The sequence below is a fragment of the Variovorax sp. Soil_C_26 genome (assembly GCF_057657075.1).
The window spans coordinates 291,659-312,920 of the sequence record NZ_JBDGJC010000004.1; the positions used below are offsets into that span (position 1 = coordinate 291,659).

General features: G+C 70.3%; 19 protein-coding genes. 12 read left to right on the forward strand and 7 right to left on the reverse strand.

The window, feature by feature from the left end:
- Positions 1 to 10 precede the first annotated feature (10 nt).
- The gene (locus AC3A6G_RS14080) at positions 11 to 748 is read left to right on the forward strand and encodes a response regulator transcription factor (RefSeq protein ID WP_487860293.1); all 738 of its coding nucleotides are present in this window, start codon (positions 11 to 13) and stop codon (positions 746 to 748) included.
- 102 nt (positions 749 to 850) lie between these two features.
- On the opposite strand, the gene oxlT is transcribed toward AC3A6G_RS14080, so the two are convergent.
- Positions 851 to 2,197: an oxalate/formate MFS antiporter gene (oxlT, locus tag AC3A6G_RS14085; protein WP_487860292.1), complete on the reverse strand. Its 1,347-nt coding sequence runs from the start codon at positions 2,195 to 2,197 to the stop codon at positions 851 to 853.
- Positions 2,198 to 2,421: 224 nt separating this feature from the next.
- Here oxlT and AC3A6G_RS14090 point away from each other — a divergent pair, with 224 nt between their 5' ends.
- Positions 2,422 to 4,260, forward strand: coding sequence for a sensor histidine kinase (locus tag AC3A6G_RS14090; RefSeq protein WP_487873901.1), 1,839 nt, complete (start codon positions 2,422 to 2,424; stop codon positions 4,258 to 4,260).
- Here the strand turns inward: AC3A6G_RS14090 and map are convergent.
- A complete protein-coding gene (gene map, locus AC3A6G_RS14095) occupies positions 4,247 to 4,993 on the reverse strand; it encodes a type I methionyl aminopeptidase (protein ID WP_487864874.1) in 747 nt (248 codons plus the stop codon). The genes AC3A6G_RS14090 and map overlap by 14 nt on opposite strands.
- 54 nt (positions 4,994 to 5,047) lie before the next feature.
- Positions 5,048 to 5,941 carry a LysR family transcriptional regulator gene (locus AC3A6G_RS14100; RefSeq protein ID WP_487873902.1) on the reverse strand — a complete coding sequence of 298 codons (894 nt, stop codon included), beginning with the start codon at positions 5,939 to 5,941 and terminating at the stop codon, positions 5,048 to 5,050.
- A gap of 110 nt (positions 5,942 to 6,051) precedes the next feature.
- Between AC3A6G_RS14100 and AC3A6G_RS14105 the strand changes: the two genes are divergently transcribed.
- Together AC3A6G_RS14105 and AC3A6G_RS14110 are read left to right on the forward strand one after the other, a co-directional pair.
- Positions 6,052 to 7,050, forward strand: a complete 999-nt coding sequence (locus AC3A6G_RS14105; RefSeq protein WP_487860288.1) for a Bug family tripartite tricarboxylate transporter substrate binding protein — start codon at positions 6,052 to 6,054, stop codon at positions 7,048 to 7,050.
- Entirely contained in the window at positions 7,050 to 8,360 is a 1,311-nt protein-coding gene (locus AC3A6G_RS14110; RefSeq protein ID WP_487873903.1) for an FAD-dependent oxidoreductase, read from the forward strand. Before AC3A6G_RS14105 ends, AC3A6G_RS14110 begins: the two co-directional genes overlap by 1 nt.
- Here the strand turns inward: AC3A6G_RS14110 and AC3A6G_RS14115 are convergent.
- The 3 genes from AC3A6G_RS14115 to AC3A6G_RS14125 are packed head-to-tail and all read right to left on the reverse strand — an operon-like array spanning position 8,335 to position 10,575.
- Positions 8,335 to 8,652: a DUF3325 domain-containing protein gene (locus AC3A6G_RS14115; protein WP_487873904.1), complete on the reverse strand. Its 318-nt coding sequence runs from the start codon at positions 8,650 to 8,652 to the stop codon at positions 8,335 to 8,337. The genes AC3A6G_RS14110 and AC3A6G_RS14115 overlap by 26 nt on opposite strands.
- On the reverse strand, positions 8,649 to 10,280 hold the full coding sequence (locus AC3A6G_RS14120; RefSeq protein WP_487873905.1) for a PepSY-associated TM helix domain-containing protein: 1,632 nt from the start codon (positions 10,278 to 10,280) through the stop codon (positions 8,649 to 8,651). The genes AC3A6G_RS14115 and AC3A6G_RS14120 overlap by 4 nt, the downstream gene beginning before the upstream one ends.
- 1 nt (position 10,281) lies before the next feature.
- The gene (locus AC3A6G_RS14125; protein WP_487860284.1) at positions 10,282 to 10,575 is read right to left on the reverse strand and encodes a hypothetical protein; all 294 of its coding nucleotides are present in this window, start codon (positions 10,573 to 10,575) and stop codon (positions 10,282 to 10,284) included.
- A gap of 168 nt (positions 10,576 to 10,743) precedes the next feature.
- Between AC3A6G_RS14125 and AC3A6G_RS14130 the strand changes: the two genes are divergently transcribed.
- The 8 genes from AC3A6G_RS14130 (at position 10,744) to AC3A6G_RS14165 (ending at position 20,282) form a co-directional block, all read left to right on the forward strand.
- Positions 10,744 to 11,244 (forward strand): sigma-70 family RNA polymerase sigma factor, encoded by a 501-nt coding sequence (locus tag AC3A6G_RS14130; protein WP_487860283.1) that lies wholly within the window; start codon positions 10,744 to 10,746, stop codon positions 11,242 to 11,244.
- A 73-nt stretch (positions 11,245 to 11,317) separates the two neighbouring features.
- The gene (locus tag AC3A6G_RS14135) at positions 11,318 to 12,295 is read left to right on the forward strand and encodes a FecR domain-containing protein (RefSeq protein ID WP_487860282.1); all 978 of its coding nucleotides are present in this window, start codon (positions 11,318 to 11,320) and stop codon (positions 12,293 to 12,295) included.
- A 94-nt stretch (positions 12,296 to 12,389) separates the two neighbouring features.
- Positions 12,390 to 14,870 carry a TonB-dependent siderophore receptor gene (locus AC3A6G_RS14140; RefSeq protein ID WP_487873906.1) on the forward strand — a complete coding sequence of 827 codons (2,481 nt, stop codon included), beginning with the start codon at positions 12,390 to 12,392 and terminating at the stop codon, positions 14,868 to 14,870.
- 84 nt (positions 14,871 to 14,954) lie between these two features.
- Complete coding sequence (locus AC3A6G_RS14145) at positions 14,955 to 15,470, forward strand: sigma-70 family RNA polymerase sigma factor (protein ID WP_487873907.1); 516 nt, start codon at positions 14,955 to 14,957, stop codon at positions 15,468 to 15,470.
- 14 nt (positions 15,471 to 15,484) lie between these two features.
- Positions 15,485 to 16,483 (forward strand): FecR domain-containing protein, encoded by a 999-nt coding sequence (locus tag AC3A6G_RS14150; RefSeq protein ID WP_487874005.1) that lies wholly within the window; start codon positions 15,485 to 15,487, stop codon positions 16,481 to 16,483.
- Between the two features lie 65 nt (positions 16,484 to 16,548).
- Positions 16,549 to 18,996, forward strand: coding sequence for a ferric-rhodotorulic acid/ferric-coprogen receptor FhuE (fhuE, locus tag AC3A6G_RS14155; protein ID WP_487873908.1), 2,448 nt, complete (start codon positions 16,549 to 16,551; stop codon positions 18,994 to 18,996).
- An 82-nt stretch (positions 18,997 to 19,078) separates the two neighbouring features.
- Positions 19,079 to 19,243: a hypothetical protein gene (locus AC3A6G_RS14160; protein ID WP_487873909.1), complete on the forward strand. Its 165-nt coding sequence runs from the start codon at positions 19,079 to 19,081 to the stop codon at positions 19,241 to 19,243.
- A complete protein-coding gene (locus AC3A6G_RS14165) occupies positions 19,218 to 20,282 on the forward strand; it encodes a phosphotransferase enzyme family protein (RefSeq protein ID WP_487860278.1) in 1,065 nt (354 codons plus the stop codon). The genes AC3A6G_RS14160 and AC3A6G_RS14165 overlap by 26 nt, the downstream gene beginning before the upstream one ends.
- A 16-nt stretch (positions 20,283 to 20,298) precedes the next feature.
- On the opposite strand, the gene AC3A6G_RS14170 is transcribed toward AC3A6G_RS14165, so the two are convergent.
- The gene (locus AC3A6G_RS14170) at positions 20,299 to 21,234 is read right to left on the reverse strand and encodes an AraC family transcriptional regulator (RefSeq protein WP_487873910.1); all 936 of its coding nucleotides are present in this window, start codon (positions 21,232 to 21,234) and stop codon (positions 20,299 to 20,301) included.
- Between the last annotated feature and the right edge of the window lie 28 nt (positions 21,235 to 21,262).

Sequence of the window (21,262 nt, forward strand, 5' to 3'; positions counted from 1 at the left end):
TGGCCTCGCCATGAGCACCACCGCCGAACTCTCGCCTCCCGCCCCGCGCGCTGCGCCGCGCATCCGCGTGCTGATCGCCGACGACCAGGCGCTGATACGCCGCGGCATGGCGATGCTGCTCGACGCCGACCCCGACATCGAGGTCGTCGGCCAGGCCGCCGACGGCATCGAGGCCGTGGACCTCGCACGCCGCCTGCTGCCCGACGTGGTGCTCATGGACCTGCACATGCCGCGCAAGGGCGGCGTGCTCGCCACGCGCGAGATCTCAGCCGCGCTGCCGCACACGCGCGTGATGGTGCTGACCACCTTCGACCGCGACGACCTGGTCTTCGATGCGGTGCGCGCCGGCGCGCAGGCCTACCTGCTCAAGGACGCTTCGGAGGAAGAGGTGTTGGACACGGTGCGGGCCGTTCACCGCGGCGAGTCGCGGCTCACGCCGCAGATCGCGCGCAAGGTGATGGACCAGTTTCGGCTCCTGGCCGACCGTGTGGCCCAGGAGCCGGCGCCCGCGCCTGCGCCTGAACTGCCGGCGGCGGGCCAGCCCTTGTCGCCGGCCGATGCGACCAAGCCGCTGACCGAGCGCGAGGTCGCGGTGCTCGAATTGATCGCCAAGGGCTACGGCAACCGCCAGATCGCCACCGCGCTGAACCTGGCCGAGGGAACAGCCAAGAACCACGTCAGCCGGATCATGCAGAAGCTGCACGCGAACACCCGCACCGAACTCGCGGTACTGGTCTTGAAGAAGTAACCCCCGAAGCGCCTTCCCAAAAGGGAACGCACCCGCAGACCCGGCATCGCCGGTTCCACGGGTGCGCTGGCCCGCCCGATCAGGCGGGCGAGGTTGCGTCTGTCAGGCCGTGCGCCCGGCGGGCGAGAGCCCCGGCATCGCCAGGTCGGGTGCGGCCGGCGGCGGGGCGGCTGCCGCATTGCCCGCGGTGTGCTTCGCGAGCATCGGGCGCAGCGCGACGATCGCGAGGAACGCGGCGAACAGGTCGAGCGCGGCCACCGTGTAGAGCACCGACGACCAGGTGCCCGTGGCTTCCATCATGAGGTTGCCCAGCGGCACAAACAGCGCGCCGACGCCCTTGGCGCAGTACAGCACGCCGTAGATCTTGCCGATGTGCTTGGTGCCGAACGCGTCGCCGGCGAGCGCCGAGAACAGCGAATACACCTCGCCCCAGGCCAGGAACACCACGCCCGACAGGATCAGGAAGGCCCACGGGTTGTGGCCGAAGTAGCCGAGCGCGATGATGCCGAAGCCTTCGAGCGTGAAGGCGATCACCATGGTCTTCTCGCGGCCGATGTGGTCGGAGATCCAGCCGAACAGCGGGCGCGAGATGCCGTTCATGATGCGGTCGAGCATCAGCGCGAGCGGCAGCGCGGCCATGGTGACGAAGTACAGGTCGACCTTGAAGTCCTTCACGCCCAGGTCTTGTGCGATCACGCCGAGCTGCGCCACCGCCATCATGCCGCCCGTGACGACGCACGAGAACATCAGGATCATCAGCCAGAACAGCGGCGTGCGAAGCGCCTCGCCCAGCGTGTAGTCGCGCCGGCTCTGTGCGAGCTTGGACGATGCGCGCACCTCATTGCCCTTGGGCTGACGCAGGAACCACGCGGCCAGGAAGGCCAGCGTGCCCTGCAGCACGCCGAAGAACAGGAAGGCTTCCTGGAAGCCGGAGGATTCGATCATCGCAGCGATCGGCAGGATGGTGGCGGCCGAGCCGGCACCGTAGCCGCCCGCGGTGAGGCCCACCGCGAGACCGCGGCGATCGGGGAACCACTTGAGCGCGTTGTTGATGCAGGTCGCGTAGATCGAGCCCACGCCGATGCCGCCAACGGCCGCGCCGATGTAGAAGCCCAGCAGCGTCGTCGCCTGCGAGTTGATGATCCAGGCCGCGCCGATGAACAGCGCGCCGAAGGCCACGATCAGTCGGGGCCCGAACTTGTCGATGAAATACCCTTCGATCGGCGCGAGCCAGGTCTGCACCAGCACGAAGATGGTGAACGCGATCTGGATCGAGGCGCGCTCCCAGCCGAACTTGCCCTGGATCTCGGGCACGAACAGGGTCCAGGCGTACTGGATGTTGGCGGTGGCGATCATGCAGACGATGCCGACCACCAGCTGGAACCAGCGGTTGTCGAACAGCCGCGGCGGTGCGCCGGACACGGTCTGGGTCGGGGAAGAAGGGTTCATTCGCTTTGTCTCCATTCGATGTCATGCCGATCGCGTTGCGGCACGTTCGGGGGTTGGTTTCATCGCGCTGAGGCACGGATCGCGATGGGATGCAACTGTTGCCGCAATCGGCCGCCGCCGCGCCTGCCGGAAGTCACGCGGCGAGTCGAGACAAACCCCGAGGTCTCAGGGGAACTACCCGTGCCGAAAGTCATGGCCGCTGTTTGCGAGAATGCGCGGGCCCCATGAACCTCGCGCGCCGCATCGACCCCCGACGATCCATGGCCGCCGCCATCGGCTGGCTGCTGATTGCGCTCACCCTGTGCCTGGCACTGGCGGCGAACCTGTGGCTGCGCAGCTTCGTGCGCGCGACGCTGCTCGAGCAGCACAGCCAGCGCCTCGAGGCCGCGGCCGAGCACGTCAACGCCGAACTCGACACCGCGCTGCTGCTGCGGCTGCAGGCGGTGAGCGTGGTGGCGGCCATGCTGTCCGAAGACGTGCAGCAAAGCGAGGGCGAGCGCCTGAAGCGTTCGCTGGCGGCGGTGCGCCAGGGCGTGCCCGACCTGATCTGGCTCGCGGTGACCGACGCCGACGGCTTCATCGTGGCCGCGACCGACCCGCAGGTGGTCGGCCAGAACGTCAACCAGCATGCGTGGCTTTCGCAGGGCCTCGACGCGGCATGGATCGAGGAAGGCCGCTCGCCGGCCGAACGCTTCCTGAAGCTCACCGCGCCGGTCAGCAATGCCGACGGCGCGATCATCGGCGTGGTCGCTGCGAACCTCAGCTGGCGCTGGGTACAGAAGATGGTGTCGGAGATCCGCGCCTCACCGGGCGAATGGCTGCTGATCGACCGCGACGGCATCGTGCGCCATGGGCCGCCCGCGCTGCTGGGCCAGCGCTGGGAGGACGTGGGCGATCCGGTCACGCCCTTCGACCCGGCGGTGGCCGGGCTCGGCAACGACGGCGCCGACCTGCCCACGCGCATCCGCACGCGGCGCCTGCTCGACAACCGCCCCTACCTGATCGCAAGCCCGCCGAGCGCGCGCGACGGCACCTTGCGCCGGCTCGGCTGGCAGGGTGTGGTGATCCAGCCGGTCGAATCGGTCGCGGCCTTCGCGACCGCCATCGAGTGGCGCATCTCGATCGTGCTGAGCCTGCTGGGCCTCGGCGCCGCTGTCACCGGCATCATCGTGGCGCGCCGGCTCACGCGCCGCGTGAGCCTGATCGCGCATTCGGCCGACGCGGTGCTGGCCGGCAGCGCAACGCGCATCGAGGTGCCGCATGGCGTGGACGAGGCCGCGCGGCTGGGCAGCGCGCTCGACCGCCTGCTCGACACGCTGCAGCGCGAGCGCGACGAGCTGCGCCGCCTCAATGCCGAACTGGACGAGCGCGTGCAGCAGCGCACCGGGCAGATCAACCGGCTCGCGCAGGAGTCGCGCGATGCCGCGGTGGTGCGCGAGCGCCTGCGCCTCGCGCGCGGCCTGCACGACACGCTGGCGCATTCGATGATGGCCATGCTCACCGAGATCCGCGTCCTCAAGCGGCTCGCATCGAGCCGGCCCGATGCGCTGCCCGACGAGCTGGTGCGCGCCGAGCGCGCCGCGCGCGACGGGCTCGACGAGGCACGCCGCGCGATCGAGCAGCTGCGCAGCAACCCGGTGCGCGACATCGGGCTTGGCGCGGCGCTCGCCGAACTGGCCAAGAACCTCAGCGAGCGCTCGGGCCTCGAGCTCGACTGCCAGATCGAGCCGGCGCTGGCCGCGCTCGCCGCCGAGCCCGCCGAGACCGTGTTCCACATGTGCGAGGAGGTGCTGCGCAACGTCGAGCGCCATGCGGGCGCGCGGCGCCTGCTGATCCGGCTGCGGCGCGCGGGCGAGGAACAAGTCGAACTGGAGATCGGCGACGACGGCGTCGGCTTCGAGCCGAGCGCCGGTGCGCCGGGGCACTACGGCCTGGTGGGCCTGCGGGAGCAGGCCGATGCCATCGACGCCAGCCTGCGCATCGAGAGCCGCCGCGGCGAAGGCACCTGGGTCTCGCTGCGATGGGTGCAGCAGCGGACCGCCAGTGGAGTCAGTGCAGCGTGACGACGATCGGTGCGGCCTGCGTGATGATCATCGTGTGCTCGTACTGCGCCGAGAGGTTGCCGCGGGCACCCGCGAGCGTCCAGCCGTCGCCCGTCTCCGAGACGATGCGGCTCTTGGTCGACAGGAAGGGCTCGATGGTGATGACCATGCCTTCTTCGAGCAGGCGCCGGTCCGACGGGTCGAAGTAGCCGGCGATGTGTTCCGGCTCCTCGTGCAGGGCGCGGCCGACGCCGTGGCTGCCGAGGTTCTCGATGACCTTGAAGCCGTAGGCCTTGGCGGTGCGCTCGATGGCCGCGCCGATGCCGTTGATCGGCATGCCGGCCTTGGCGCTCTTCATGGCCTCGGCCAGAGCGGTGCGCGTGGCATGGCACAGGCGCGTCTTCTGCGGCGTGCTCGGCGGCACCACGCGCGTGCCGCCGGTGTCGGCGAAGTAGCCGCCGAGCTCCGCCGACACGTCGATGTTCAGCACGTCACCGGCGCGGATCACGCGGTCGCCCGGAATGCCGTGAGCAGCTTCCTCGTTGATGCTGATGCAGGTCGCGCCCGGGAAGTTGTAGGTCAGCCGCGGCGCGGAGCGCGCGCCGTGTTCGTCGAGCAGGCGCTCGCCGAGCCGGTCGAGCTCACGCGTGGTCATGCCGGGTTCTGCGGCATCGAGCATCTGCCGGAGCACCAGGGAGACGATCCGGCCGATGCGCTTGAGGGCGATGACGTCGTCCTGCGTTTCGATGGTCATGGGGAAGAAATCCTTGTGAAAGACCCAGCAATGGTAGACCGCTGCGCAGTCGCCTCAGTCGCGGCCGGCGTTCTTCAACGACGCCGCCGCGAGCGCGACCATCCTGTCGCCGAGCGTCGACCCTGCGAAACCCGCGTGCGTGAGCGCGAAGATGCCGAGCGTCGGACTGCCGACGATCGGGCGAAAGTCCAGTTCCTGGCTCCGGAAAGCGTGCGCCGTCAGGTCGTCGACGATCGCGACGCCCGCGCCGCTCGCAGCCAGCGCGCAGGCGATCTGGCCCGAGCGAACCTCCACCGACGACGCCGGCTTCACCTTCCGGCTGCTGCACCAGTCGTCGATGATGCGGCCCTGCGGCGTGTCGCGGCTGAACGAGATCAGGCGCTCCGCAAGCACGTCGCGCGGGTGCAGCAGGCGTTTCGCCGACAGTGCATGGCCCTTCGGAAACACGCAGACCAGGCGCCACTTCCCGATGGCCTTCGAGGCCAGCAGGGCGTTGTCGGTCGGGATCGTCGAGATCGCGAGGTCGGCTTCGCGGTGGGTCAGGCGCGCCAGCATCTCCCGCGTGGGCAACGTCTCGATGAAGATCCTCGCCGCCGGATACTCGCCCGCCAGCTTGGCCACGGCGCGCGGCATCGCGACGAGCGCCGTGCTGGGGCTGCAGAGCACGCGCAGCGAGAGCCTCGCGCCTGCCTTGAGCTCGTCGGCGAGCTCGCTCACCCGGCGGATGCCGCCATACACCTCGGCGACCTCGGCATGCAGCACCTGCGCCTCGGGCGTGGGCAGCAGCCGGCCCTTGCGCCGCTCGAACAGCCTCAAGCCCGACTGCAGTTCGATGTGCGCGAGCATGCGGCTGATGCCGGGCTGCGACACATGGAGCAGCCGCGCCGCATCGGTGACCGATCCCGCGAGCATCACTGCGCGGAACACCTCGATTTGCCTCAGGTTCATGGGAGCCTCCACATACCCTCATGTTATGGGAGCGGCCGATCTTGGTATTGGCTGGCTTGGGCGGCGCTTTCTAAGATGCCCGAATCACACCAATGAAGGAGACACCACGGATGAACACATCGCTTTTCCGCCCGAACCGACGCACCGCCCTGTCGGCCATTGCGCTTGCCGCGGCCCTCGCGCACGCAGGACCGGGCTGGGCCGCAGAGGCCTGGCCGAGCAAGACGGTGCGCATCATCGTGCCGTTCGCACCGGGCGGCGGCGCCGACAGCTCGGCGCGCATCCTGGCCGAACTGCTGGCCCCGAAGCTGGGCCAGAGCGTGATCGTCGAGAACAAGCCCGGCGCCGGAAGCGCCATCGGGGTGATGGCGGCCGCACAAAGCAAGGACGGGCACACACTGCTGATGGGCAGCAACAGCATGGTGATCAACCCGGTGCTCAACCCGTCGATCAGCTACGACGTGGCGCGAGACTTCGATGCGGTGGGCATGGTGTCGGCGCAGCCGCTGGTGCTGGTTGTGCCGGCAACGTCGGCGATCACCAGCTATGCCGAGCTCGTGGCCCAGGCCAAGGCCAGCCCCGGTGCGCTCACCGCGGGCAACAGCGGCAACGGCACGCTGGCGCATCTCACGGCGGAGCTGTTCGCGCTCGAGACCCAGACCGCGGTCACCAGCGTGCCCTACAAGGGCGAGAGCGCGCTGCTGCCCGACCTGATCGGCGGGCTGGTGTCGTGCGGGTTCCTGAACCTGCCGAGCGTCATCGCCCACATCAAGTCGGGCCGGCTGCGCGCGCTGGCTGTGTCTGCGCCGGCGCCGGTGGCCGAGTTGCCCGGCGTGCCGACCTTGCGCTCGCTGGGCCGGCCCAGCCTCGAGGTGCAAGGCTGGGCGGCCATCGTCGCGCCGAAGGGCAGCATCCCGCCAGACGGCCTCGCGCGGCTCGAGGGCCTGCTCGCGCAGGCGCTCGACAGCGACACCGTGAAGACACGCTTTGCGGCCAGCGGCCTGGAGCCCGTCGTGCGCACGCGGGATGCCACGGCGCAGCTGCTGAAGGAAGAAGCGGCGCGCTGGCGGCAGGTGATCCAGGCGCGCGGCATCAAGGTGGACCGGTGATGGACCGCGCCGCCCTCGGTTTTCGCGTCGCCGCCACGATCGATGCGCAGGTGATCGTCTGCGGCGGCGGCGTGGCGGGTGCCATGGCCGCGGTCGCGGCGGCACGCGCGGGTGCGTCGGTCGTGCTGGTCGAGCGCTACGGCTTCCTCGGCGGCAATGCCACGGCCGGCGCCGTCGCGCAGTTCAACAGCTGGCAGACCGCCAACGGACGCCGCGTGGTCGCAGGGCTGGCCGATGAAGTGGTCGAACGCCTGACGCGCTACGGGGGTGCCGGCGCGCATGCGACCTTCACGATGTCGACGGGCCACCGCATGGACCGCGTCGAGTACGCGCCCGAAGTGCTCAAGCTGGTGCTCGACGACATGGTGCGCGAGGCCGGGGTACGCCCGTTGCTGCACGCGAGCGTGCTCGACGTCGTGGTGACGGGGCGCCGCGTCGATGGCCTGCTCGTGCTCACGAAAAGCGGCGTCGTCGCGCTGCAAGGCCAGGTGCTCGTCGATGCGTCGGGCGACATCGACGCGATGAAGCGTGCGGGCGCCGCCTTCCAGGAACTCGAGGCCGGCGAGGCGCTGCAGCCGGCCACGATGATGTTCCGCTTCGGGCCGATCGACTTCGCGCGTTTCGACGCGCTCTCTCGCGAAGAGGTGGCCGCCCTGGCCGCGCGCGGCTATGAAGACGGGCAGCTCGCGCGCGCTGCGCTGCATTCGAGCCGCGATCCGTTCAGCGACGATGCCTGGTTCAACATCAGCCGCCTCGGGATCGACGCGACGGACGCGATGGCACTGGGCGCCGCGGAGATCGAGGGCCGCAGGCAGGCCTGGAAGGCGGCGCAGTACCTTCGGCAATGCGTGCCGGGCTGCGAGCACGGCCAGTTGCGCGCGTTCGGAACGCAGGTCGGCGTGCGCGAGACCCGGCGCATCGTCGGCGACCACATCCTGACGAGCGAGGAACTCCTGCTGCCCGAACAGTTTCCCGATGCCATTGCGGCCGGCGCCTACCCGATCGACATCCACCCGGCCACGGGCGGCGCACTGCAGTACGAAGGCCTCGGCGACGACCACGCCTACCAGATCCCCTACCGCAGCCTGATCCCGGTGGCTTTCGACAACACGCTGGTGGTGGGACGCGGCATCTCGGCCACGCACAGCGCACACGCGGCGATTCGCGTCATGACCATCTCGATGGCCGTGGGCCACGCCGCCGGGCTGGCCGCGGCGATGGCGGCGGCGGCGCACGGCGCCGAGGTCCGCGGCGTGCCGATGCGGGAACTGCGTGAGAAGTTGCTCAGCGAGGGGGCGAAGCTGGCCTGACCTGCGCGCGGCCCGGCAGGCAGGACAGCAACACCGTCACGCCCAACGCGCCCGCGCTCAGCAGACACAGCCACACGACGATGCCCACGCTGGCGCCCCAGGCAAGCAGGCAAGGCACCAGCGCGGCAGCGATCAGCAGGCTGCCGAGCGCGCGCAGCAGCGCCCGCAGCAGGCGAGGCGTGTCGCGCCGACGCGTGAGTTGCTCGAAATGGCGGTCCATCGCAAAGCTCAGCGCAACCATGCCGGCAAAGGCCAGCGCAAACGCCAGCAGCGACGCATTAAAGGTGCTCATGGCACCGCCTTCGCGGTGTCTTGCGCGCGGCGCCCGCGCATAAAACGCAAGGCGCCCACGGCGGCCAGGCCGAAGGCCAGCGACACCGCCTCGACCCCCGCGCTTTCCCAGTCGCCGCGCAGCCATTGCGCGGGCAGGTGGTCGCCGGTGGTCGCGAAGTTCAACAGCGGCAGCAGCAGGCACAACCCCGCCAGCAGCGCGAGCTGCTCGCGCCAGGCAGCGCTCGGACGGCGCAGCAGCGCATGGAACAGTGCGAGCAGCCAGAGCCCGAAGAAGACGCCTAATTCCCATTCGGCGCGGTGCGCCAGGTCCAGCGGCAGCATCCGGTTGCCCCAGAGGTAGCCTGCGCAGGCGATGCCCAGCCCCGCGGTCGCGGTCACGTTCAGCCCTTCGATCCACCGATGGACGCGCGCGCTGGCGCTGCCGAACTCGCCGCCGTGCCGGCCCCGGCGCTTGACCATGAACAGGATCGCGCCCGTGGCCATCATCGCGGCGCCGGCCAGTCCGCAAACGAAGTAGAGCCACTTCACGGCCCAGCCGCCGAAGGTCGCCTTGTGCAGGCCGCCCATTGCGGATTGCGCGCGCGCCGCGGCGCCGCCGTCGGCCATGCCGGGCAGGCGCACCTGCAGCGTCTCGCCCGTGGCGGCCGAGAACATGGCCATGCCGGTGGTGGCGCTCAGCCGGTGCAGCGTGTCGGCGTCGCCGTTCCAGCCGTAGACGCCGATGCGTGCCGCGGCATCGCCGGGATGGTCGATCACGATCGCGCGCACCGGCTGGCCCATGAGCGCCTGGCCGCGCGCGGCGAAGGCTTCGAGATCCGGCACGGGCATTGCGTTACCGCTCGGCGCCGGCCGGCCGCCGCCGTTCATTTCGGCCACGAACTGCCGCTCTGCGACCGGGTCGCTGCCGTAGTGCACGAGCTTGCCCGCGGGCAGGAAGGTCATGCCCGAAATGACGATGCCGGTGTAGGCGATCATGAACTGGAAGGGCAGCGTGAGCACCGCGGCGGTGTTGTGCGCATCGAGCCAGCTGCGCTGGCCCTTCTTCGGCCGGAAGGTGAAGAAGTCCTTGAAGATGCGCCTGTGCGTGACAACGCCCGAGACCAGCGCCACCAGCATGGCCAGCGTCGCGATGGCCACGGTCCACAGGCCGATGCGGCCCGCATGCAGTTCGTAGTGCAGGTCGATGAAATGTTGGCCGCCGAAGGTGTCGCGCGCCGGCGTGTGCGTCTGCGTCTGCGCGGCCAGCGGCGCGCCGGTGCGCGGGTCCAGTTTGGCGGCCACGTACTGCTGCCTGGCATCGAACCAGTACACGGTGAGCCCACCGCCGCCCTGCGCATCCGAAGGCCAGATCTCCCACATCGGCGCCGACGGGTGGTGCTCGGCCATGTAGGCCGCGCCCCAGGCAAGGCGCTGCGCTCGGCCGGCCTCCGTGCCGTTCGGCGTGTCCGCCGCCTTCTCTTCCTCGGCATGGTGCTCGGGCGTCATCCAGTGCGAGATCGGCTCGGCGAACACCGCCAGCGTGCCGGTGAGGAACACCGCGAACAGCAGCCACGAGAACCACAGCCCGCACCAGGTGTGCAGCCAGGCCTGCGCCTGGCGGAAGCCGCCTTCGCCAGCACTGCCCATCTCAGCCTCCCAGGCGCGGCCACAGCCAGCCGCATGCTGCGAGCGCGGCAGTCGGCACGAGAAGGCCGGCCCACATGCGGGCCAGTGGCACCGGCGAAAAAGCCCAGATCACGGCAAGCGGATAAGCGACAAAGCCGAGCTGCATGCCCGCCAGCACCGCATCGGCGCGCGCGGACGGCAGCACCGCGCCCACAAACACGGCCAGCGCGGCAGCCAGCGCATAGCCGCCGAGCACAGCGGCCGCGAGGCGGGAAAGGACGGCAAGGCCCGGATGGGCAAGGATGGAAGAAGGCATCGGGCGGGGTGAGTGGGCGGACGAGGCGCCAACAAAAAAGCACCTCTCCCCTACATGCGCAACGAGGCCGAAAAAAGGGCCATCCAAAAGCCCGCGCGGCGCGGCCGGGCATCGATGCTTATAAAATGAGATTAGTTCTCAATTGCATTGGCGTCTTCTTCCTCCTTCATGTCTCCCGCCGACACCCGCGCCATGCAGGCGCTCTACACCGAGCACCACGGCTGGCTCAGCAGCTGGTTGCGCCGGCGCCTGGGCTGCACGCACAGCGCCGCCGACCTGGCGCAAGACACCTTCGTGCGCGTGCTGCTGCGCCCGCAGGTGCTGCCCACGCTGCGCGAACCGCGCGCCTACCTGACCACGCTGGCCAAGGGCGTGGTCAGCGAGCACTGGCGCCGGCAGGCCCTGGAGCGCGCCTACCTCGAGGCGCTCGCGCTGATGCCCGAGGCGCTGGCACTGTCGCCCGAAGACCGCCTGCAGCTGCTGCAGACGCTCGACGAGATCGACGCGATGCTCGACGGCTTGCCGCCCAAGGCGCGCGAGGCCTTCGTGCTGTCGCAACTCGAGGGGCTGACCTACGCGCAGATCGCCGAGCGCCTGGGCATCAGCGAACGCACCGTCAAGCGCCACATGGCGCTGGGCTTCGAGCGTTGTTTGGCGCTGGTCGAGTGAGCGCCGCGCCGGGCCGCCCCAAGCAAGCTCGCTCCCGCTTGGCGGGAAGGCGCGCAGCGCCAAGGGTGCACCCGTGAGTGCGTTGCCGCCAGTGCCGGATGCCGCCGTGCTGCGCGAGGCCGCGCAGTGGCTGGTGCGGCTGCACTCGGGCCAGGCCGGCGCAGCGGACCACGCCGCCTGCGCGGCCTGGCGCCATGCGGACCCGGCCCACGAGCACGCATGGCGGCGCGCCGAGCGCCTGTCGCAGAAGTTCGGTGCCGTGCCCGCAGCGGTCGGCGTGCCGGTGCTCGCGCGGCAGGCCCGCGGCAACCGACGGGCCGCGCTGCGCACGCTGGCCCTCGTGACCACGTCCGCGCCGGCCGCCTGGCTCGGCTGGCGCCTCGCGCCGTGGGACAGCTGGACTTCCGACCACGCCACCGCCACCGGCGAACGGCGCGAGGTGCACCTGGTCGACGGCAGCCGCGTGCTGCTCGACACCGGCAGCGCGATCGACGTGCGCATCGACGGCCTGCAGCGCACGGTGCAACTGCGCGCCGGCGCGATCAGGGTCAGCACCGCCGCCGATGCGCGGCCGTTCGTCGTCGAGACGGTGCAGGGCCGGCTTCGCGCGCTGGGCACGCGCTTCACCGTGCGGCAGGACGACGCGGAGACCGCGGCAACGCACGGGCCTGCCGTGCGGCTGGCCGTCACCGAAGGCGCCGTCGAGGTCACCCTGCGAGGTGCCTCGTCGCCGGCCGCGGTGGTGGCCGCCGGCCAGCAGACCGTGCTGAGCGGCCAGGGCGCCTCGGCCCTCGCCGCGGTGTCCCCGGAGAGCCAGGCCTGGACGCAGGGCGTGCTCTACGCCGAGAACATGCGCCTGGCCGACTTCTGCACCGAGCTGTCGCGCTACCGGCCCGGGCTGCTGCACTGCAGCCCGGAGGTCGCGAACCTGCGCATCTCCGGCGCCTTTCAGCTGCGCGACACCGACTACGTGCTGTCGATGGTGGCGAGCACGCTGCCGGTGCAGGTTCTCATGCGCACGCGGTGGTGGGTGACGGTGGCGCCGGCCTGAGATTTTTTCGCCGGCCCTGTCCCCTTTTGGTGGTTCGTCGGGCAAGCCATGGAGCCGCACTGCAAGTGCGGCAAGAACAGGACCACCACCGACCATGCCAACGCCCTCTTCCCGCAACGCAGCCCTGCGCCCATCTTCCCTCTGCCTGGCCATCGCGCTCGCCGCTTCGGGCGGCACGGCCGCAGCGCAGGCGAACCCGCCCGCCGGCGCAGCCACCGCGGCCCACGACATTCCCGCAGGCGCACTGGGCCCGGCGCTGTCGCGCTTTGCCGCGCAGGCCGGCGTCACGTTGTCGTTCGACCCGTCGCTGACCGACGGCCGCCGCACCAGTGGCCTGCGCGGCAGCCATGCAGTGGGCGAAGGCTTCGCGCGCCTGCTCGCGGGAACCGGCCTCGAAGCGGTGCCGCGCGAAGGCGGCGGCTACACGCTGCGCCAGCAGCAGGCGGCCGGCGCGAGCCCCTCCGCCGCATCGGCGGGCGCGGGCGCGCCGATGCTCAGCGAAGTGCGCGTCACGGCGCAGGCCGAGCGCAGCGCGGTCACCGAGGGCTCGGGCTCGTATGCCAGCCGCCGCGTGACCGTGGGCAAGGGCGAGCAGACGCTCAAGGAGATCCCGCAGTCGGTCACGGTGGTCACGCGCCAGAAGATGGACGACCAGAACCTGAACACCATCGACGACGTGCTGGCTCAGTCGACGGGCATCACGATGTACGACAGCCCGATGGGCGGGCGCTATGTCTATTCGCGCGGCTTTCGCGTCGACACCTACCAGTACGACGGCGTGAACCGCGCCTTCTACTATCCGCAGGCCAACAGCTTCACGAGCAATGCCGCCACGCTGGACCGCGTGGAGGTGGTGCGCGGCGCCACCGGCCTGCTGCAAGGCGCCGGTTCGCCGAGCGCCACCATCAACCTGGTGCGCAAGCGCCCGACGGCTGACAAGCAACTTCAGGTGTCGGCCGGCGCGGGCTCATGGAACAACTACCGCGCCGAGGTCGATGCGAGCGGCCCGTTGAACGAAGCAGGCACGCTGCGCGGCCGCGTCGTCGGCAGTGCCAACGACCGCGACTATTTCTACGACCACGCGAAGAGCCGCAACGGCGTGCTGTATGCCGTGCTCGAGGCCGACCTCGGCCCGCAGACGCTGCTCACCGTCGGCGCCAGCCACGAGACGCTGCGCGCGCGGCCGTTCTTCCAGGGCCTGCCGCGCTACAGCAACGGCGCCGATCTGCACCTGCGCCGCTCGACCTCGCTGGCGGCCGACTGGAACCGCTGGGAAAGCGCGCAGACCTCGGCATTCGCCGAACTCGCGCACCGCTTCAATGCCGACTGGTCGCTCAAGGTCACGGCGGGCTACGTGCGCGAGGCGCAGGACATCAAGTACGCCTTCGCGCTCGGGGCCGTCAACCCGGCGACCCTGAGGGGCAACGTGATGTACGCCGGGCTGTTCGATTTCGAGACCGACAACAAGACGCTCGACGTTGCCGTCGACGGCAAGTTCGAGGCCTTCGGCCGCAAGCACTCGGTGAACTTCGGCGCCAACACCGCCCGCATGCGCAACCACAGCGACTTCTCGCTGATCCAGTTGCCCGGCGTCGCCAACAACGTCTTCGCGCCGGTTTCGGCGATCCCCGAGCCGAGCCGCGCCACCTTCCTGGCCAACCGCTACCGCGGCGGCGACACCGACACGCGCATCACGCAGTCGGGCGCCTACGGCGTGGCGCGCCTGAGCCTCAGCGATCCGCTGACGCTGGTGCTCGGCGCCCGCGTCACGCGCTACCGGGCCAACGAACGCGACCGCATGACCGGCGCCGCCACCGTCGATCCGTACCGCGAGAGCGGCGTCCTCACGCCCTACGGCGGCCTGGTCTACGCACTCAACCCGCAGTGGTCGGCGTACGCAAGCTATGCCGACATCTTCCAGCCGCAGAACGCGCTGACCGCCGCCGGCGACATGCTGCCGCCGGTGAAGGGCCGCAACTACGAACTGGGCCTGAAGGGCGAGCTGCTCGATGGCAAGGTCAATGCGTCGCTGGCGCTGTTTCGCGTCGACCAGAACAACCGCGCGCAGGAAGACCTGACCAACGTCTGCTCGCGCAGCACCTACTGCTACGTGTCCACCGGCAAGGTGCGCAGCCAGGGCTTCGACGCGGAAATCAGCGGCGAGGTGGCGCGCGGCTGGCAGGTGTTCGCGGGCTACACCTTCAACGAATTCAGGTACCTGAACGACACCGCGAACGCCGGCATCGATTTCGCGAGCACCTATTCGCCGAAGCACATGCTGCGCTTGTGGACCGACTACCGCCTGCCCGGCGCGCTCAACGCGTGGACCGTGGGCGGCGGCGTCAACTTCCAGACCGCAAGCTCGCGCACCACGGGCGCGATCACGCTCGAGCAGGCCTCCTACGCGGTCTGGGGCGCGCGCATCGGCTACCAGATCAACCGCAACTGGTCGGCCGCGCTGAACGTGAGCAACCTGTTCGACAAGACCTACTACCAGACCATCGGCGCGCCGGCATGGGGCAACGTCTATGGCGAGCCGCGCAGCGCGATGGTGACGTTGCGCGGGAAGTTCTAGGCGGCTGCCCGGCGTGGGCAGGGCCGGCTAGAATGAGAATGCTTCTTATTTGACAACGTCGGCCCGGCCGGCGTGCCGCAAGCCATGCCCGCCGCCCAAGCCGTCCAAGCTGCCCACCCGCAAGTCCGCACCCTCTACAGCGACCACCACGGCTGGCTGCAGTCGTGGCTGCGCCGAAAGCTCGGCAATCCGAGCGATGCGGCCGACCTGGCGCAGGACACCTTCACGCGCCTGCTCACCGCACGCCATCCCGAAGTGATCGTGCAGCCGCGCGCCTACCTCACGAGCGTGGCCAAGAACATCCTCGTCAACTGGTACCAGCGCCAGGCGCTCGAGCGCGCATACCTCGAGGCGCTGGCCGCGATGCCCAAGCCCGAGGCACCTTCGCCCGAGCAGCGCCTGGCGATCCTGCAGACGCTGCACGAGATCGACGCCATGCTTGATGCGCTCAAGCCGGCCGCGCGCCGCGCATTTTTGCTGTCGCAGATCGATGGCTGGAAGTACGAGGACATCGCACGCGAACTGGGCGTGTCGCTCGCCACGGTGAAGCGCTACATGCAGCAGGGCTTTCGCGGCTGCCTGGCGCTGATGGAAGGCTGAGCGGCGTGAACGGCATGGACGCACTCGCGCCGCGCGTGCTCGACGAGGCCGCCGAATGGCTGATGCGGCTGAACGACAGCGCCGCCTCCGACGACGACCGCCGCGCCTGCGAGCGCTGGCGCCAGAGCCACCCCGACCACGCCCGCGCCTGGGCCCGCGCCGAGCTGCTGATGAACAAGCTCGGCGCCCTGCCCTCGTCGCTCGCGATGCCGTCGCTGGCGCGGACCGAACGCCGGCACGGCGGACGGCGCGCCGCGGTCGGTCGGCTGGCCGCGCTGGCGGCGGCCGTGCCCGCAGGCTGGCTCGGCTGGCAACTCGCCACCGAGCGCGGCTGGACCGCCGAGCACCGGACCGCGACCGGCGAACGCCGCGTGCTGCGCCTGGCCGACGGCAGCAGCGTGACGCTCGGCACCGCGAGCGCGATCGACGTGCGCTTCGACGCGGCCGAGCGCCTGCTGGTGCTGCGCACGGGCGAGATCCTGGTCGCGACCGCGCCCGACACCAGCACAGCCGTGCACCGGCCGTTCCGCGTGGCGACCCAAAGCGGCGTAATGGAAGCGCTGGGCACCCGCTTCAGCGTGCGCACCGGCGACGACGACGGCGGCGCGACACGCATCGCGGTGTTCGAAGGCGCGGTGCGCATCGCGCCGCACCGGGCCGCATCGCGCGTGCTCGCGGCGCCGCAGCAGGCGCGCTTCACGGCCGAGCGCATCGGCGATTTCACGCCGGCCGATGCGGCCGACGCGGCCTGGACGCAAGGCATGCTGATGGCCGACGGCATGCGCCTGGCCGAGTTTGCGGCCGAGCTGTCGCGCCACCGGCCCGGCCTGCTGCAGTGCGACGCGGCCGTGGCCGACCTGCGCATCTCGGGCGCGTTTCCCCTCGACGACACCGACCGCGTGCTGCGCATGCTGGTGTCGACCTACCCGGTGGATGCGGTGAGACGCCTGCGCGGACACTGGGTCACGCTGGTGCCGGCACCGGCCAGAAAAAATATTTCCGTGGCGGGGTGAGACTTTTTTTCGTTTCGGCTGGCAAGGGAGTGAACACGCCTCCTTCTTCCACCGGTCCGAACGACATGCCACTTTCTCTTCCTCCTTCTCTTCGCGCCCTTTCCGCCCTTCGCCAGGCCGTGCTGGCGCTCGCCCTCGGCGGGCTCGCGGGCGCGGGCATGCCCGCCTTCGCGGCCGGCGAAGCGACACTCGACGCGGCCACGCCCCGGAGCTGGAACATTCCCGCCGGACCGCTCGGACGCACACTGGCCAGCTTCGCGGCGGGCAGCGGCATCGCGCTGTCGTTCGACCCGGCGCTCACGCAGGGCCGAAGCAGCCCGGCGGTGTCGGGCCGCTACACCGCGCGCGAGGCCGCCGAGCGGCTGCTCGCCGGCAGCGGCCTGCAGCTCGCCTTGCGCAGCGACGGCAGCTACACGCTGAGCCGCAGCGGTGCGGACGGCAGCGCTGCGGGCATCGCCACGCTGGCGCCGATCACCGTCCTGGCCGAGGCCGACCGCAGCGGCACCACCGAAGGCACCGGCGCCTACACCACGCCCGCCACGGCCGCCGCCACCGGGCTTGCGCTCTCGCTGCGGCAAACGCCGCAATCGGTGACCGTCATCACGCGCCAGCAGATCGACGACCAGAACCTGCTCTCGTTGGGCCAGGCGATGAAGAGCGTTCCCGGCGTCTTCTCGGTCAGCTCCGACAGCGACCGCACCGATCTTTACGCGCGCGGCTTCTACATCGACAACTACCAGTACGACGGCGTGCCGACCAACGTCACGACCGACTTCTTCGGCGCCTCGACCAATGACCCGGTGCTGTACGACCGCATCGAGGTGGTGCGCGGCTCCACGGGTTTGCTGACCGGCGCGGGCAATCCGTCGGCCTCGGTCAACCTGGTGCGCAAGCACGCCGACAGCCGCGTGTTCGCGGGCACCGCGTCGCTCGCGCTGGGCTCGTGGAACCTGCGCCGCGCCACCATCGACCTCTCGACGCCGGTGACGGCCGACGGCCGCGTGCGTGCGCGCTTCATCGGCATGACGGAAGACCGCGATTCGTTCATCGACATGTACCACGGGCGCAAGCACGTGCTCTACGGCGTGGTCGACGCCGATCTTTCGCCCGACACGACGCTGAGCGTGGGCATCGACTCGCAAGCCAACCGGCCCACCTCGTCGACCTGGGGCGGCCTGCCGCTGACCTTTTCCGACGGCGGGCCGACGCGCTGGGACGCGGGCAAGACCATCGGCACGCCGTGGACGCACTGGGACACGACCAGCACCACGGCGTTCGCGAACCTGGCGCACCGGCTCGACAACGGGTGGACGCTCAAGGCCAACGCGTCGCATCGAGACAGCAAGCAGAACGCCAAGCTGCTGTACCTCTTCGGCGGGCTCGACCGCCTGAGCGGCACCGGCCTGGGCTCGCTGCCGGGCTACTTCGAACACGCGTTCCGACAGAACAGCCTCGACCTGCAAGCGACCGGGCCGTTCCGGCTGCTCGGCAGGCAGCACGAGCTCGTGGTGGGCATCACGCACAGCGTCTCGCGATACGAAGAGGCCAACCATGCGCGCAACAGCCCGCTGCCCAGCACCGGCAATTTCTATCTCTGGAACGGCGCATACGCCGAGCCGAGCTGGGGCGCGCTCGACGTGACAGCCGTCAACAAGACGCGCCAGACCGGCTACTACGGCGCCGCGCGCCTGTCGCTGGCCGATTCGCTCAAGCTCATCGTTGGCGGCCGGCAGAACAACTGGCGCTCGCACCGCCTCTCGGACGACGACCGCGCCACGCGCCGCCACGAGGTGTTCACGCCCTATGCGGGCCTGGTGTACGACCTGAACGAGAGCGTCTCGCTGTATGCGAGCTACACCGACATCTTCCAGCCGCAGAACTACCGCGACGCGAGCGGCGCCTACCTCGACCCGGTCACCGGCCGCAGCTACGAGGTCGGCATCAAGGGCGAGCACCTGAACGGCAAGCTCAACACATCGATCGCCGTCTTCCGCGCCGAGCAGGAGAACGTCGCACAGCGCGACGGCACCCGGCTCGTGCCCAACTCGACCGAAGGCGCCTACTACGGCGCGCGCGGCGTGACGAGCAAGGGCATCGAGCTGCAGGTGTCCGGCGAGCTGGCCGAAGGCTGGCAGCTGAACGGCGGCATCGCACGCACGCTCGGCCGCGACGGCAGCGGCGACCGGATCAACCCCACCATGCCGACCACGCAGGCCACGCTCTTCACCAGCTACCGCCTGCCGGGCGCCTGGCACCGGCTCACCGTCGGCGGCGGCGCCAACTGGCAGAACCGCGTGTACCACCCGTACAGCGTGGGCGGCGTCGACATGCGCTACACCCAAGGCTCGCGCGCGGTCGTGAGCCTGATGGCGCGCTATGCGTTCTCGCCGCAGCTGTCGCTGCAGCTCAACATCGAGAACCTGCTCGACAAGCGCTACTACAGCAACATCGACGGACAGGCGTTCTTCGGCACGCCGCGCAACGCGGTGGCGACGCTGAGCTACAAGTTCTGAGTGCGCGCGGCGTCGGCTGGCGGCCCGCCGATGCCTGCGCAGGTCGGCACTGAGACAATGGGGGTGTAACCAAGGACCCCGAATGTTTTCCCATGTCTTCCTCGGCGTCAGCGATTTCGACCGCAGCCTGTGCTTTTCAGGCCTTCGCCCGCACCACCCCCACGACTACCACGGCGCATCTGTTCGCGAACCCGAAGCGAACAGGCTGTGCGTCGCCTGCCATGCACCGACGGCCGCTGATGCGTGAGGTGGTCGACACGCCAATCAAGACCTGGGACCACGACCCCGATCTCGTCGCCACCCACACCACCGCCGCGCATGCCTCGGTGGTGCGATGGGTGACGCAGCACCACGGCATCGCCGTGCGGCAGTGCCACCTGATCCGCCGCGGCCTGAACGACAACTACGCGCTGCATTCGATCGACGGCACCCGCTACGTGGCGCGCCTGTACTCGATCCGTCCGCGCGGCGACTTCAACATCGACTTCGAACTCGCGCTGCTCGCCCACCTGGCGGCCAAGGGCGCGGGCGTGGCGGCGCCGGTGCCGACGGCGGACGGGCGCACGCACATCCGGCTGCGGTTTCCCGAAGGACCGCGCGCACTGGCCCTGTTCCACCATGCCGAAGGCACCACGCCCGACTCGCTCGCCGACTACGAACTGACGGCCCGCACCCTGGCCCACATCCACGAGGCAGCGCGCGACTACGCGGGCCCGCCCAGCCGCTACACGATCGACGGCCACCATCTGGCGGGCAGGACCCTGGTCCACCTCCGGACGCATCCGGAACTCGATGCCGCGCTGTTCGATGCGTACCGCAGCCTGACGCACCGCCTCGTCGACGAGCTCGCCGCGGTCGAGGGCGGACTGACGCGCGTGATCTGCCATGGCGACACGCACGGCTTCAACAACCATGTGTACACCGACGCGGCCGGCACCGCGCGGTCGGTGTTCTTCGACTTCGACGATGCGGGCCCCGGCTTTCTCGCGTACGAGCTCGGCGTGCTTCCATGGTCGCACCTGATGCGCAAGAACCTCAAGGAACCCGACGACGTGCTGCGCGAGCGCTGGACGCACTACCTGCGCGGCTACCGCGTGGGCGGCGGCGAAGTCAGCGAGCGCGACATCGCGGCGCTGCCGCTCTTCGTGCAGCTTCGGCACCTGTGGAACATCGGCGAAGCCGCCGGACGGCTGCACCACTGGGGCACGAACTCGGCGCCTGCGGACTGGCTGCACAAGCAGGTCGAGATGTTCGAGGCGTGGCGGGGGCTGGACCTGCGCGCCTGAGGGGCTGCCTCGGCCCTCAGGCGCGAAGCGCCTCTTCGCCCACCCGTGCATACAGCCCCGGCGGTTGCCCCACATGGCGACTGAACGCGGTGCTGAAGGTGCTGGCCGAGCCGTACCCCACGCGCTCCGCCACCTGCGCGATTGCCAGGCCGTCGCGATGCAGCAGGTTCTTGGCGAGCGCCATGCGCCACGACAGCAGGTATTCCATCGGCGGCATGCCGACCGCGCGCGTGAAACGGTCGAAGAAGGCCGAGCGTGAGAGTGCGCTCTTGCGGGCGAGCTGCGCCACCGTCCATGCGCGGCCCGGATGGCCGTGCATCTGCCGGAACGCGGCAGCCAGCCGTGCGTCGGCCAGGCCGCGCAGCAGGCCCGGCGGCGCCGCGTCGCCGGGCGCGGTGCGCAGCGCCTCGATCAGCAGCAGCTCGACGAGACGCGTGAGCACCAGTTCGCGGCCGGCCCGCCGCTCGAGTGATTCGTCGCGCACCAGGCGAACCAGCAGCGGCAGCCGCTCCGAGCCCCGCACATGCAGCACGGCCGGCAGCAACGACACCAGCATGGCGGCGTCGGGCGATCCGAACGCGAAGTAGCCGCCGAGCATCCGCACCTCCGCGCGGCCGGTGCGCGTGCCATGCCGGACCTCGCCGGCGCCGCCGCTGTTGTTGCTGCCGGCCGCGGCGGCCAGCGCATCGATGGCGACGGCGGGCCCCGGCGCTAGGCTGGTCATGGTGAAGCCGGGCGTTGCCGGCAGCAGGACGAAGTCGCCGGCCGTGAGCGTGATCGGCGCGTGCCCATCGAGCGCGAGCAGGCAGCTGCCTTCGAGCATGGTGCAGAAGCTGGGTTGCTCGAACGCCGAATAGCGCACGCCCCACCGCCCTGCGCCACTGATCACCTTCGAGAAAACGGCGCGCGGCTGGAGGATGGCGATCACCTCGGCCAACGGATCGACGGTCATGCCTGGACTCCTGCCAATGGAATGTGGA